Raw genomic sequence first — 13,142 nt, forward strand, 5'->3', positions numbered from 1 at the left:
CGAGCCGGCCGAGCGTGGCGGCGGTGGCTCAGCGCCAGTCATCGATCACATACGCGTCGGGGTGGCTGTATCCGGGTTCGTTGGGCCTGTGCATGGTCACGCCCTGCAGCCACGTGCGGAAACCGCGGTCGATCATGCGCCGATATGCGTCCGGGCGGCCCAGGTTCGTGCCGGCGTCCAACTCGCCCAGTCCGCGCTCGGCGGCCAACTGCTCGCACGCGTCGAGCAGTTGGCCGAATCGGTTGGCGGCCTCCGGACCGGGACGTACGGCGCCGAACTTGACGTAGCACACGTTCGCGCCGGCCTCTGACCCGGCTCCGCAATGGCAGACGGCCAGGCCGTCCAACTCGGAGCCGGCGCCACGGAGCAGAATGGTGTCACCGACTCCCTGAGCGAGCGCGGTCACGATTTCGCGTTCCAGGTTCAGGCCCTTGTGCACGGCTCCTGTCAGTGAGCGGCAGAGGTTCAGCGCGGCGGGTCGCTCAGCGGCGGGCAGTTCGCCGTAGAGGGCTCTGCCGGGCACTGGGGCTTCGGCCGTGACCTGCTTCTTCATGATGGCTGTGAGGAATCGAGGCCAGAAACCGTACCGGCGGTAGAGCTCGAGATGCTTGGCGCTGTGGGAGAAGGTGAACAGACCGAGGTGGGAGTTCCCCCACGCGTCGAAGCAGTCCATGACCGGCTCCATCAAACGCCGGCCGATACCCTGGTCCCACAGGTCCGGATGCACGGTCAACGGGCCGAAATAACCGATGCTGCCCCAGTTGGTGGCGAAGTTCGACCCGACGAGCTCGTCCCCGACTGTCGCCGCGAACGCCGACCGCGGATCTGCCGCCCAGCGGGTGTGCACGTAGTCGACGGTTTCGAAAGGATCACGGACCCCGAGGAACGTCCCAAAGGCCATCCTGCAAATCTCATCGGCCCGATCCAGGTCTGACTCATCCAGCGGACGGACTGATACCGGAGCCACTCCACTTCTGCGCTCGGCTGCTGGTGGGATCATCACCTTCTCCTTCCCGCCCCCTTCCATCGCACCACGGCGGCGCCTGGCCAGCTAGGCGAACGATCCGGCGATCTCCCCGAGGACCGAGGACCGAGGACCAGGTCGGTCCGGACGGCCGTGCGCCGCGGCTGGTGTTGCGGGTCTGGGGGCGGGCCCGGCGTAGGCGGCGAGGTGGCCGACGGTGGGGCGGGGGTGGGCGGTGAGAGACCGGTGGCGTGAGAGGAGTGAGTTGCTCGCGGGTCTGGCTCCTCGGCGATGCCCCCTGCCGCCGCTGATCGGCCTCCGGAGCGCAGTCCAGGCGGTGGCGGTGCGAGGGCCGTCCACGCCCCTCGCATCGCACTGCCCGCCGCGCCCCCACTGCCCGAGCCACCCGTCGCACCCGATGAACCGCTCACCGGCACCGCATCCGGCCCGCTGGACCGGCCCGTCACCGAGGCGTGCCTGTGCGCTCGTGACCTCCTCGCCCGCTCGCACCGGTTCGGTGCTGCGCCGCCGGGCCTCCGCTGAGGGTGGCTGGGGCTCGGACGGACGCCGCCGGGGCCTGGAACCAAGGCACCCGCAGGACACGGTGCGTCTGGCGGCCACCACCCCGGTCCGTCTGCGGTAAAGCCTGCGCGTCGGCCGAAGCCGTCCCGCCGGCGAACTGGATCGTGCGGTGACCGCGTGGCACACCGCCGGTCGAGCTGCGGAGGCGCTGCGGCCCTGGACGCTCACCGGGCAGCAGACCGTACGGCCGAGGACTGGTGGCAAAGCGGCAAGACACCAGGGAAAGGCCCTGCGAGGTTTCCGGAGCCGGCCGACGGGCCGCAGGAAGCGGTCAGCGCTTCGTCAGCGGCGGCAGCTCGACGGGGTAGGGCTCGGCGAAGTCCGCCGAGCGGCTCACCGCCTCCCACGCGCCCGCCTCGTCCAGCTGGCGGCGGGAGTAGTCGAGCGCGAGGGTCACCGCGTTCACTCCGAGCAGCAGGTGGGTCGGGACCTCGCCGCGCCGCACGGTGCGGACGATGATCTCCGCGGCGCGCGCCGGGTCGCCCGCGCTGCCGGCGGTGCCCTGGCGCACCCGGCGGTTCATGGCGCCCACGGTGGCGTCGTATGCGTCGGGGACGGGGTGGACGGTCATGGAGGAGCCGGCCCAGTCGGTGGCGAAGCCGCTCGGCTCGACGACCATGAACTGAATCCCGAACGGAGCGGTCTCCGCCGCCACCGAGCGGGTGAACCCGTCGACGGCGAACTTCGCCGCCTGGTACGAGGCGATGCCTGGGGAGCCGCCGACCCGGCCGCCGACGGACGAGATCTGCACCACGGTCCCGGACCCCTGCTGCCGCAGAACGGGCAGCGCTGCCCTGGTCACGTGGTAGACACCCCAGAAGTTGGTCTCGAACTGGGCGCGGAAGTCCTCGTCGTCCGCGGTCTCGACCGGTGCCACGTTCGCATAGCCGGCGTTGTTCACCACGACGTCGAGGCGGCCGAAGCGCTCGAGCGCGGCATCGATCGCCGCGCGGGCCGCATCCGCGCTGGTGACGTCCAGCGGCAGTGCGAGAACTCGGTCGCCGTGATCCTCAAGCTCCGCGGCGAGTGCCTCGGGGCGGCGGGCCGTGGCGACGACGAGGTCACCCGCCTCGAGAACGGCGGTGATCAGGGCGCGCCCGAGCCCGCGGGAGGAGCCGGTGACGAACCAAACTCGCTGCTGCGCGCCGCGCGCGTTGTCTGTACTTTCACTCATAGAGTTAGCGAAACACTGTTCTCCAAATAATGCAACAGGGTTGCGTTAGGTGTTCCTATGATGACTCCATGACGCAGCCAGCCTCCTTCCAGCGGGCCCGCAGCCGGGAAGCCAAACAGGCACGCGAGACAGCGATCCTGGAAGCAGCCCGAAGTCTCGGCCGCGAACGCGGCATCCGCGACGTCACCCTCACCGACATCGCCGCCGAAGTGGGCATGCACAAATCCGCCCTGTTGCGCTACTTCGAGACCAGGGAGCAGATCTTCCTCGAGCTCACCGCCGAGGGCTGGCGCGAATGGTCCACCGCACTCCGCACCCGCCTGCGGAGCAGGCCCACGGCCGACCCCGCCGACGTCGCGGACGCCTTTGCGACCACCCTCGCCGCACGCCCTGTCTTCTGCGACCTCCTCGCCCAGGCCCCCCTCAACCTCGAACGCAACGTCTCGCTGGAAGCCGTACGCGACTTCAAGCTCGTCACCCTCCACGAGGTCGCACTCATCGGCGCCGAGCTGGACCGCCTCCTGGGCCTCGACGAACAACAGACCCTCGACCTGGTGTCCACCGCCACCGGCATGGCCGGCGCCCTGTGGCAGATGGCCACCCCGGGCCCCCGCCTCCGCGAGCTCTACACCACCGACCCCCGGCTCGGACACGCCGTCGTCGAGGTGGAACCGCGCCTGCGCCGCATACTCACCGCGTTCCTCACCGGAACGAGAGCCTGACCACCCGCTCAGGACCCGCTCGGGCAACTCGGATCCCGTCCCAGGGCCGGGCCGACCCACCCACCGGCCGCCTCGCCCAAGCAACCCCGCGGCGACCGCACCGGGGCATACGGGTCTGTGCCGACGCCTCGCGTCCGTCGGCGCCTGCTCCAGTCGCCCACGCGCAGGCCCACTCGCCAGGTGAGCCCCGAAACGTCGAGCCGCGCCCGCCGCAGCCGCCACCCTTCGCGGCGACGCTGCCGTCCCGGTATGGATCACGTGTTGGTCGAGCGCGCCAGGCCGCGTCGACGGGCGGTGATTGCCTCGCCGTCGACGCGTACGCGTTCGCCGAGGGGTTCGTCGCGGCAGAGCTCGCGTCGGCCCTCGGCCCGTCACCGACCCACGGGATCACCGTCAGCACCGTCGTTCCGGACGCGCAGTGTCAGGTGGCCGCCGTGATGCAGCGGTGTGCTCAGCCGCGGACGCGCCGCCTCGTGGCCGGTCTCCGCGTCGACGATGTGCACCTCGCCGTGGCCGCCCCGGGTGACGGCGATCCAGTCGCATCCCGGTGAGGCGGCCACCGCGCGGCGTTGGACGCCCTCCCAGGGTGTGCCGCCGCGGCGTGGAGCCCCGTCCATGCCGGGCAGGGCGAAGCGGCGGGCGGCGCCGTCGGCGTCGAGCAGGATCAGCTCGTCGCCGTCGGGATGGACACGGGTGAAGGCGGTGTGGCACCGGGCGAGGGCCAGCCGGAACACAAGCCCGGGACCGAGGTCCGTGAGCAGCGTGCGGCCGGTTCCCAGCTCGTGGTGCCATGCCTGGTTGGTCCACTCCGGCCAGCGCAGCGGGTCCGGGTCGCCGCCGCGCAGTGTGGTCCACAGTCCCTGACGCCGGGTGTCGAGCCGGAGGTACCAGCCTCGGGCCGGCGACGCCCACGGAATGACCGCCTCGGCAACGAGGATGTCGCCCCTTCTGCGGGCCCGGTGTACTCCCTGGCTCGTGGCCGCGAACACCTGCTCCGAGTCGGGTGCCTGCGCGTCCCCGTGTCCGTCGTCCGGCAGCGGCAGGAGCGCGTGAGGGGTGACCACGGGGCAGCCAGGCGGAGCCGCGAGGAGGTCCGCGAACCGGTGGACGGCAAGCGCACCAGGCTCCCGGTGCCGCAGTACGACCAGAGGGTCGGTCTCGCCCAGCACGGTGACGCCCGGTTCGCCGATGCGCGTTCGCACCCGTGCCGCCTCCCCGGTGCCCAGGTCGAGGACCGTCAGCAGGTCCGACCATGGTTCGCTGTTCTTGCCGAGGCCGGTGGTGAGGGCCAGTCGGCGGCCGGAGGGGTCGCAGGCGAGGTGCTCGGCCGGCACGGCGACCGGAACCGCGCGCTCCACGAGTTTCTCGGCGTAGGGGTCGAGCACGAGCAGCTCCCCGCGGCGGTCGTCGACGCAGGCCACCCGACCGCCCGGCAGCGCCAGAAAGCCGGCGTGCTCCGAAAGGTGACGGCCGGTCAGGCTTCCTGCTACGGCACCGTCGGGCACGGTCAGCAGGTGAACGGCTCCGGCCACGTGATCGGAGACGAGCAGGACGGGAGCGGCAGCAGGCATGAGTCCTCCAGTGAACCGGCTTTGTGAAAACGATTATCATGTATCTTCAGTGCGTTCCCGGTACCTGAGAAGAAACGAGGGCATCGATGCTGCGCTCACCGTCGAGATTCGTCCGCAGTTGGCTCACCGCAGCGGCGGTGGGTTCGCTCCTGGTCGGCTGCGGCTCGTCCTCCGAAGAGCCCGCGAACGGCAAGGCCGAGCCCGCGGCGAAGACGGAGGTGACCGTCGAACCCATCAAGGCGACGACGGAGTTGACCGACACCAATGGCGTCAAGATCTCCTTGAAGAAGAAGCCCGAACGGATCGTCTGCCTGTTCGCCCTGTGCGACGACATCCTGACCGAACTGGGCATCGTGCCGACGGCCACCAACAGCGCGGTGCTCTCCCACCCGGACTTCCTGGGGGAGGAGAAGGCCAAGGAAGTGGACACCATCCCCGGCGGCTTCATCGCCCCGGAGGTGGAGGCGATCCTCTCCCACAAGCCCGACCTCGTGATCGGCCTCGGGGACACGCACGGCAAGCTCGCCCCAGCGCTGAAGGGAGCGACCACATTCTGGGCCATGCAGCCCGAGACGTGGCAGGACAGCGTGGGCTACTTGCGCGACACCGCCGCCCTCACCGGCCGCACCGCCCAGGGGGAGAGGGCGGAGAGGACGTTCCGGACGAAGCTCGCCGCCGCCGAGAAGACCCCGAGCGACAAGACGGCGCTCATCATCTACGGCAGTGACGAGAACTTCGGCGTGGCGACGCCCGAAGGTGACGTGGCCGCCAGCCTGTTCCCCAGGATCGCCGACTACCCGTGGAAGTCCCGAGGCGTGGAGGGCAGTTACAGTCTCGAAGAGATCCTCGCCAAGGACGTCGACGTGCTGTTCGTCGAGACGATGAGCTTCGGCGACGCAGAGGGCAAGCTGTCCGAGAAGCTCGCCGGGAACCCGCTCTGGAGCAAGATCCCGGCAGTGAAGAACGGTGACGTCCACGAGGTGAACTCAGAGGTGTGGGCCAAGGGGCGCGGCACCCGTTCGCTGGGCATCGTGCTCGACGAAGCCACGGCCGCGCTGCGGTGAGGACGTTTCTTTCAGTGCCCGCCGTGGCCGATCGCGCCGCGGCGGGCGAGGAGCGGCCGTCGCGCGGTGCGCGGAGGAGGCAACCGCTCCTTGTGGTCGTGTTGCTGGCAGTCTCCTCGGTCGGCGCGCTGAGCCTCGGTACCCCCTACGTCCCTCCGCACCGGCTGGGCGCCGCTGTGATGGAGGGGGAGACCACCCTCGCCGGGGTCGTCGTGAGTGAACTCCGCGTGCCCCGGCTGCTGCTGGCGTTGGTCGCCGGAGCCTGTCTGGGGGCGGCCGGACTGGTGCTCCAGGAGGCGTTGCGCAATCCTCTGGCGGTTCCGGAGATGCTGGGTGTGTCGTCCGGGGCGGCGCTGGGGGTGGCCGCTCCGCTGGTGCTGGCCTTCTCCCTGCCCGCCGCGGTTCAGCCTCTGCTGGCCATCGGCGGGGCCGCCCTCGGTGGCGGGCTCACGTTGCTGGTGGCCGGGATGGGCCGCAGCCCCTCCGCCGTGCTGCTGACCGGTGCGGCGGTGGCGGCCGCGTTGCAGGCTGCGCTGCTCGTGCTGATGGTCATGGCCGACCAGTTGGACCTCCAGCTGATCTACCGCTACCTGCTCGGTTCCCTGTCCGCCCGGACGTGGGACGACGTGACGGGCATGTGGCCGTGGCTGCTCGTCGCGGTGCCGGCGCTCGTGCTGTGCGCGCCGGTGCTGTCCGTCCTGCGGCTGGGCGACGAGGACGCCCAGGCGCTCGGTGTGCGAGCTCAACGCGCCCGGCTGGCAGCGCTGGCCATCGCCGTGGTGCTGATCGCCCCGGTGACGGCCGTGTGCGGGCCCGTCGCCTGGGTGGGGTTTCTCGCCCCGCACCTGAGCCGTTGGTTCAATCCCGCGGCCGGAGCGGTGCGCTGGCTCCCCTGGTCCGCGGCCTGGGGCGCGGTCGTCGTGGCGGTCGCCGATGTCCCGGCCAGGCTGGCGCTGGCTCCCGTGGAGACCCCCGCCGGCGCGTGGACGGCCCTGCTGGGAGTGCCGGCCGGCGTCGCGCTGATGCGGTCGAGCGGCCGCCGCCGGACGGCCCGGCACGGACAGGCCGCTTCGGCCGGTACGCGCGAGCAGCTGTCCGGGCTGCGGAAGACGGCTCCGGCTGGGGCGGACGACGTACCTCCCACCGGAGCAGCATCGCACGCTCACCGGACCGAACCCGGGCACGGCAGTCCGACCTTGCCGCCTGCGGGGGCGGCCGGAACGGAGGACGTACGGTGACACGGCGTTTCACGGCCCTTGCGGCACTGGCCGTCGTGTGCGCGGCGGTGGAGGTGGTGGCCGGGCGCGGCATGTCTCCGGTGGACGTCTGGGACGTCCTCAACGGTGGCGGTGACGCGACGGAGCGCCACATCGTGTTCCAACTGCGTCTGCCGAGGCTGCTCGTCGCCCTCGGCGCGGGCGCCTGTCTGGCCGTGGCAGGCCTGGTCCTGCAGTCCGCACTGCGAAATCCCCTGGCCGGGCCGGAGGTGACGGGCGTGACCCCAGGGGCGGTCCTCGGCGCCGTCACCGCGACCGCCTTGGGGCTCGCCGGGTGGGATTCGCCCCTGGCCGTGGTCCTCGCCGCGTGCGCGGGTGGGTGCGCCGGAGCGGCACTGCTGTGGTTGCTCGCCGGCCGCCGCCATGGTGATCCCGCGCAGACCGCCGTTCACGGGGTGCTGGTGTCGGCGGTGCTCGGCGGGTTCACCGCCATGGTGCTGCTCGTGGAGCCGGGCGAGCTCGGCAGCGTCGTGCAGTGGCTGGTGGGCACCACAGAGGGCCGGGTGTGGGAGCACTGGCACCTGCTGTGGCCATGGGCGCTCCTCTGGTTGGCCGCCGCCTGGCTGCTGGCGGGGCCGTTGACCCTGCTGCGCTGCGGGGACGACATCGCCCTCGCAGCCGGCCTCTCCGTCCGCCGGGCCCGGTCCCTGGCCCTGCTGTGCGCGGTGGCCCTGACCGCTGGCGCCGTGGCTGCCGTCGGCGCGCTGGGTTTCGTCGGGTTGCTCGTCCCGCATCTGGCCGTGGCCGTCTTCGGTGCGGACCTGCGCCGGAGCCTTCCCGGCGCCGCCCTGACAGGCGCTGTTGTGGTGTGCGGGGCGGACGCGGCGGCGCAGCTGTCCTCGCGGCTGCTGGCGACGGCGCTGGACTCCGGACGGCTCACGTTGCCGGTCGGGGCACTCACCGCCTGTCTCGGTGCCGCGTTGCTGCTGCTCGTCGTGCGCCGCACGCCGAGCCGTACGTTCTGACGTCGAATTGAGGACTGAGCATGATCGAGTCCGTGGGGATCCACCTCGAGGGGGTCCACTTCGGCTACCCCGGACGGCCTGTGCTGCAGGGCGTGGACCTGACCGTCCGGCCGGGCGAGCTGACCGCCCTGATCGGCCTGAACGGCTGTGGCAAGTCGACCCTGCTGCGGGTGGCCGCCGGGCTGCTGAAACCCGGCGAAGGGCGCGTGCTGCTCGGCGAGGACGATGTCACGCGGCTTTCAAGACGCGCCACGGCCCGGAAGGTGGCCTTGCTGCACCAGTCGGCTCCGGCGGTCCCGGGAATGACGGTCCGTCACCTGGTCCGGCAGGGGCGGTACGCGGCGCGCGGCCCGCTGGGCATGCTGCGCGAGGGCGACGACCCCGTCGTGCGTCGGGCGCTGCGCGATGTCGGGGTGGAGGAGTGGGCCGAACGTGACGTCGACGCGTTGTCCGGCGGCGAGCGGCAACGCGTCAGGCTCGCGATGGCGCTCGCTCAGGACACCCGGGTCCTGCTGCTCGACGAACCGACGACGTACCTGGATCTGCACCACCAGCTCGACGTACTGCAGACCGTGGTGCGTCTGCGGGAGGAACGCGGGCTCACGGTGGTGATGGTGCTGCACGACCTGGCCCACGCAGCCCGGTTCGCCGAGCGGATCGTCGCCCTGCGGGAGGGCCGCGTGGTGGCCGACGGAGCACCGAAGCAGGTCGTCACGCCGGGGTTGCTGGCGGAGGTGCTGCAGGTGGCAGGCCGGGTCGGTGAGGATCCGGAAGGTGGGTGGCCCGTGTGTTACCCAGATCACCCCATCGCAGATCTAGAATATGAAAATCAGATTCATTAGAGTGAAGCCGCGGCGCTCAACCGAACGCTGTATCTCCCTGCTGATGAAGGAGAGTTCATGGAGAACGAGCAGGTCTTCGCCCCGATCGCCGACCCGGGTCAGCTGGCTCACGACTCGGCCTCTCACTCCAACGCGCTCGTCGAGAACCCCTTCGAGGACACCGAGGAGTAAGCGAGGGCCTGGCCACCCTCGACCGTGGGCCCGCCCGATGCCTTCCGGGCGGGCCCACGCCCGTCCCCGCTCCCGTCGACAGGAGGAACACCGTGTCCCGTAGCCGACTCGTCCCCGGTGTCGAGGTCGTCGCCGTGCCCGGGCGAGGGCTGGCCGTCCGCACCCCCGAGGGGGAGTTCTTCAGCGTCAGAACAGGGGACACTGACGAGGACGCCTTGCTCTCCCTGCTTGCCGGGGGGACCGCAGCCCCGGTGGACGAGGGGATGGATCGCGTGATCCGGGCGTTCGCGGAAGCCGGATATCTGGCGGAAGGCCCGTTGGGTCCGGAGGAGTGGCCCGCCGCTCTCCAAGACGTCAGGATCCTCGGCGACCCGGTCCTGACCGAACCGCTCGCCGTGCAACTGACCGCCTTGGGCGCGCGGCCCCGTACGACTTCGGCGGGGACCTCCTCCGGCAGCTCGCCGGTGGGGATGGAGGACCTGCTCGACGGAAGCCCCTCCGCGGTCGTGTGGTGCCTGGACGGGCCCGTGCCGGACGGCTTGTGGGACGCCGCCGACCGCCTGCCGGAGCACGGTGTTGCGTGGCTGCGCTGCCACCGCGAAGGCTGGCAGGCGTACATCGAGCCGGTGGCCGTCACTCCCGGGGACGTCACGTCGGCGCACGTCCGGTCCCGCCGGCTCGCCGCCACACCCGCCCACCGGGAACTGGCCGCGTACTGGAGTGGCCCCCGGACCTCGGGCACGCCCGTCCGGCTCACTGTGCCCGCCGCCACGCTGCTCGCCGCGCTGCTCGCGGACGATCTCAGCCGGTGGGCCACCGGCGCCCCCGACCCGGTCGGCCTCCCGGCACGCCGTCGGCTCCGGCATGTGGACCTGCGCACGCTGACCGTCACCGAGCACGCCGTCCTCCCGGTACCCGACGTCGCACCGACGCCGAGGAAGGGTGAATGACGGCGGTCCGGACGGTCGCCGTGGGCGAACTCGCCACCGACACCTGCCTCCCGGCCGGCGACGGCCCCTTCCCGACCGTCCTGATCCGCACCCCCTACGACCGGACACGCCACCGGGCCGAGGCGCGCGGCTGGGCCCGCCGCGGGTTCGCAGCCGTGGTACAAGACGTCCGGGGCCGCTACGCGTCGCCAGGGGAGTGGCACCCGTACGCGCACGAGGCCGCCGACGGAACAGCAGCCGTCCGCTGGATCCGGCAGCAACCGTGGAACGACGGGCGGCTGGTGGCCGTCGGCGCCTCCTACGCGGCCCACTGCGCCCTCGTCCTCGCCCTCGACGTCCCAGGGGATGCCCGGCCGGATGCCGTCATCGCGGCCGTGCCCGCCCTTGGCCTGGCTGAGACCGCCCGCGAGGCGTCCGGCGTGGAACGGCTGCTCTCCCGCGCCGGATGGTGGGCCGCCCACGGCGACCGGCGTGACTCCGACGACAGTGCGCTGAACAAGGCCCTCGCCGAGGATCCCGGCCTGCTCGCCCACCTGCCGTTGACCGCACTGCCCGAGCGCATGGGACGCGCCCTGCCCTCGTGGGCGGGCTTGTGGCGCCATCACGACCGCGGGCGGCTCGTGGCGCGGGCGGCGCACGCCGGGCAACCCCTGCTCGCGGTGGGCGGACACCACGACCACTTCACCGAGGAGACCGTCGCTCTGTGGCGCGCCTGGGGAGGAGCTCCGGCGCGTTTGCTGCTCGGCCCCTGGGGACACTCCCTGACCGCTGCTCCGTGGCCGGACGCGGGACCCGCCCACCGGCTCGAGCTCGGTAAACTGTACGTGCGCTGGGCCCGCCGCGCCCTGACCGGCGACCTCGCCCCCGGCCGCCACGGCGCACTGGCGCTCGGTGCCGCCGGCCTATGGCTGCCGGCCAACGCCGAGGGGCAACCGCGCGCCCACCGCACGCGCCTGCTGCACGGCTCCGTCTTCACCGCCGACCCCGCACGGCCCGTTCGCTCCGACGACCTGACCGTGCCCGCGGATGGCCCGCCCGACCGCTGCCTGCTGGTCACACCGCCGTCGCCGCGACCGCTCGACCTCGTCGGACCGTCCAGTGTGCGACTGCGGGCCACCGCCCACACACCGTCCGCCGACTGGGTGGCCCGGCTCGTCGCACTCTCACCCGACGGGACCGCCGAGCCGCTCGCCGTCGGCATCGTGCGGCGTGTCGAACCAACAGGCCGAGAAAGCACGTTCACCGTCGAGCTCGGCCGACTCGCCCGTCGGCTCCGGGCCGGTACCCGGCTGCGGCTGGAGATCGCCGGACACCACTTCCCGGCCCACGCACGTAACCCCCACACCGGTGACGACCCGATGACGGCCGAACACCTGCTCGCCTCGCGGCGGCAGATCGACCCGGACAGCGTGGTGCTGTACCTGCCCGTGCTCCCGTCCCCTCCCGCCCCCACCGACCCTGCCGAGGAGATCTTGCGATGACAACTCTGCCGCTGGAAGCCCTCGTCGACCCCCTCTGCGGCATCATCCGCAAGGTCAAGCCCGTCGCGCACCCCGCGGGCGCCCCGCCCCGCTACACCGCGCTCACGGCCGAGGTGTCCGACGCTCGCAGACTCGGGCTGTGGCCCGCCGACCGGGTCTCCCTCGGCACCACCTTCGGCGATCCGGAGCAGGCCCGTGTCGCCGCGATAGCCGAGGGGATTGAGCGCTACTGCGGCAACCGTGTGCCGCCGCCCGGCCACCCGGACGCACCCCTGCGCGCCACCGCCGCCGAACTGGCGGACAAGGGCCTGCGCCTGTACGGCCCGGCCGATCTGCCCGCCTACGCACCCTGGCAGTACGCCCGTGAGAAGTTCCCCTACCGCCCGCTCACCGCCGACACCCCCGCGCTGTGGACACGAGGATCCGAACGACTGCCCGACGGGACCGCCGCCGAGGTCTGGGCACCCGTCTCGCTCACCCACCTCAACTGGCGCCAGGGCGACTTGCGCGAGCTGCCCCGCACCCACCACCTCAACTACGCCGGGATCGCCACGGGACAAAACCTCGACGACGCGATCGAGCGCGGCCTGCTGGAAATCGTCGAACGCGACGCCCTGGAACTGTGGTGGCATCTGGACGGCCCGGCCCGGGGCATCGACCCGGCGAGCGTGCCCGGCCTCACCGACGACCTCGACGGTTCCGCGCTGGAGGTTCACATCGTCGAGATGCACTCGGAGTTCGCCCCCTGCATGGCCGCGCTCGTCCACGACCCGCGCCTCGGCCTGTACGCCGCCGGGTTCGCCTGCAAGTACGATCCGGCCGAAGCAGCCCGCAAGGCCGTCCTCGAAGCCGTCCACACCTGGGTCTTCACCCAAGGCCTGACCGGTCCCGACGGCTGGGTGTTCCAGGCCGTCGAGGCCGGGCTGCTGGCCCGCGGGCTCTATCTGGACCACCGGGCCGACGGCCGCTACCTCGACGTGTGCGGCGAGCAGTTCGAGCACGTGCGAGACCTGGGAGCACACGTGCAGGTGTGGCTGGACGAACGGATGGCGGTCGAGGCCCGGAGGTTCACCGAGCCTGCGCTCGGGACGGTGTCGGTTGCGGAGGTCGAGCCAGGCAGCCGGGAGCGGCTGAGGAGAACGCTGCGCGGCGGCGGCCACCGCGTCATGACCTTTGATCTCACCACCGAGGACGTGGCGGAGACCGCGCTGCGCGTCGCCCGGGTCCTCGTATCAGGACTGCTGCCCAACGCGCCCGCCGCGTTCGGGTACTTCGGCTGCCCGCGCCTGGCCGAGGCCGCCGTGGCGCGCGGATGGCGCACCACCGCGCCGAGCGCGCCGCGGGACTTCACGCTGGCACCTCCGCCGCACATGTGAGGG

At 72.0% G+C, this 13,142-nt stretch carries 12 protein-coding genes; 9 read left to right on the forward strand and 3 right to left on the reverse strand.

What is annotated here, in order from left to right:
* Positions 1-28: 28 nt before the first annotated feature.
* Both ELQ39_RS31810 and ELQ39_RS31815 read right to left on the reverse strand, forming a co-directional pair.
* Complete coding sequence (locus ELQ39_RS31810; RefSeq protein ID WP_242595396.1) at positions 29-901, reverse strand: GNAT family N-acetyltransferase; 873 nt, start codon at positions 899-901, stop codon at positions 29-31.
* Positions 902-1,817: 916 nt separating this feature from the next.
* Positions 1,818-2,720: an SDR family NAD(P)-dependent oxidoreductase gene (locus tag ELQ39_RS31815; protein WP_242595397.1), complete on the reverse strand. Its 903-nt coding sequence runs from the start codon at positions 2,718-2,720 to the stop codon at positions 1,818-1,820.
* 68 nt (positions 2,721-2,788) lie between these two features.
* On the opposite strand from ELQ39_RS31815, the gene ELQ39_RS31820 reads away from it, so the two are divergent.
* A complete protein-coding gene (locus tag ELQ39_RS31820) occupies positions 2,789-3,442 on the forward strand; it encodes a TetR/AcrR family transcriptional regulator (RefSeq protein WP_242595399.1) in 654 nt (217 codons plus the stop codon).
* A gap of 371 nt (positions 3,443-3,813) precedes the next feature.
* On the opposite strand, the gene ELQ39_RS31825 is transcribed toward ELQ39_RS31820, so the two are convergent.
* A complete protein-coding gene (locus ELQ39_RS31825; protein WP_242595401.1) occupies positions 3,814-5,013 on the reverse strand; it encodes a hypothetical protein in 1,200 nt (399 codons plus the stop codon).
* Positions 5,014-5,099: 86 nt separating this feature from the next.
* On the opposite strand from ELQ39_RS31825, the gene ELQ39_RS31830 reads away from it, so the two are divergent.
* The 8 genes from ELQ39_RS31830 to ELQ39_RS31865 all read left to right on the forward strand — a co-directional run bounded on the left by ELQ39_RS31830 (position 5,100) and on the right by ELQ39_RS31865 (position 13,139).
* Positions 5,100-6,077: an ABC transporter substrate-binding protein gene (locus ELQ39_RS31830; RefSeq protein ID WP_225625275.1), complete on the forward strand. Its 978-nt coding sequence runs from the start codon at positions 5,100-5,102 to the stop codon at positions 6,075-6,077.
* Between the two features lie 92 nt (positions 6,078-6,169).
* Positions 6,170-7,315, forward strand: a complete 1,146-nt coding sequence (locus ELQ39_RS31835) for an iron ABC transporter permease (protein ID WP_242595700.1) — start codon at positions 6,170-6,172, stop codon at positions 7,313-7,315.
* Entirely contained in the window at positions 7,312-8,319 is a 1,008-nt protein-coding gene (locus tag ELQ39_RS31840) for a FecCD family ABC transporter permease (RefSeq protein ID WP_242595403.1), read from the forward strand. The genes ELQ39_RS31835 and ELQ39_RS31840 overlap by 4 nt, the downstream gene beginning before the upstream one ends.
* A gap of 20 nt (positions 8,320-8,339) precedes the next feature.
* Positions 8,340-9,161, forward strand: a complete 822-nt coding sequence (locus ELQ39_RS31845; protein ID WP_242595405.1) for an ABC transporter ATP-binding protein — start codon at positions 8,340-8,342, stop codon at positions 9,159-9,161.
* Positions 9,162-9,218: 57 nt separating this feature from the next.
* The gene (gene amiA, locus ELQ39_RS31850; RefSeq protein WP_240449383.1) at positions 9,219-9,332 is read left to right on the forward strand and encodes a streptamidine family RiPP; all 114 of its coding nucleotides are present in this window, start codon (positions 9,219-9,221) and stop codon (positions 9,330-9,332) included.
* A 92-nt stretch (positions 9,333-9,424) separates the two neighbouring features.
* Positions 9,425-10,282: a hypothetical protein gene (locus ELQ39_RS31855; RefSeq protein WP_242595407.1), complete on the forward strand. Its 858-nt coding sequence runs from the start codon at positions 9,425-9,427 to the stop codon at positions 10,280-10,282.
* On the forward strand, positions 10,279-11,763 hold the full coding sequence (locus ELQ39_RS31860) for a CocE/NonD family hydrolase (protein ID WP_242595409.1): 1,485 nt from the start codon (positions 10,279-10,281) through the stop codon (positions 11,761-11,763). Before ELQ39_RS31855 ends, ELQ39_RS31860 begins: the two co-directional genes overlap by 4 nt.
* The gene (locus tag ELQ39_RS31865; protein ID WP_242595411.1) at positions 11,760-13,139 is read left to right on the forward strand and encodes a YcaO-like family protein; all 1,380 of its coding nucleotides are present in this window, start codon (positions 11,760-11,762) and stop codon (positions 13,137-13,139) included. Before ELQ39_RS31860 ends, ELQ39_RS31865 begins: the two co-directional genes overlap by 4 nt.
* Positions 13,140-13,142 lie beyond the last annotated feature (3 nt).

Origin of the sequence: Streptomyces sp. GB4-14 (assembly GCF_022696125.1) — a bacterium.
Classification (GTDB): Bacteria; Actinomycetota; Actinomycetes; order Streptomycetales; family Streptomycetaceae; genus Streptomyces; species Streptomyces werraensis.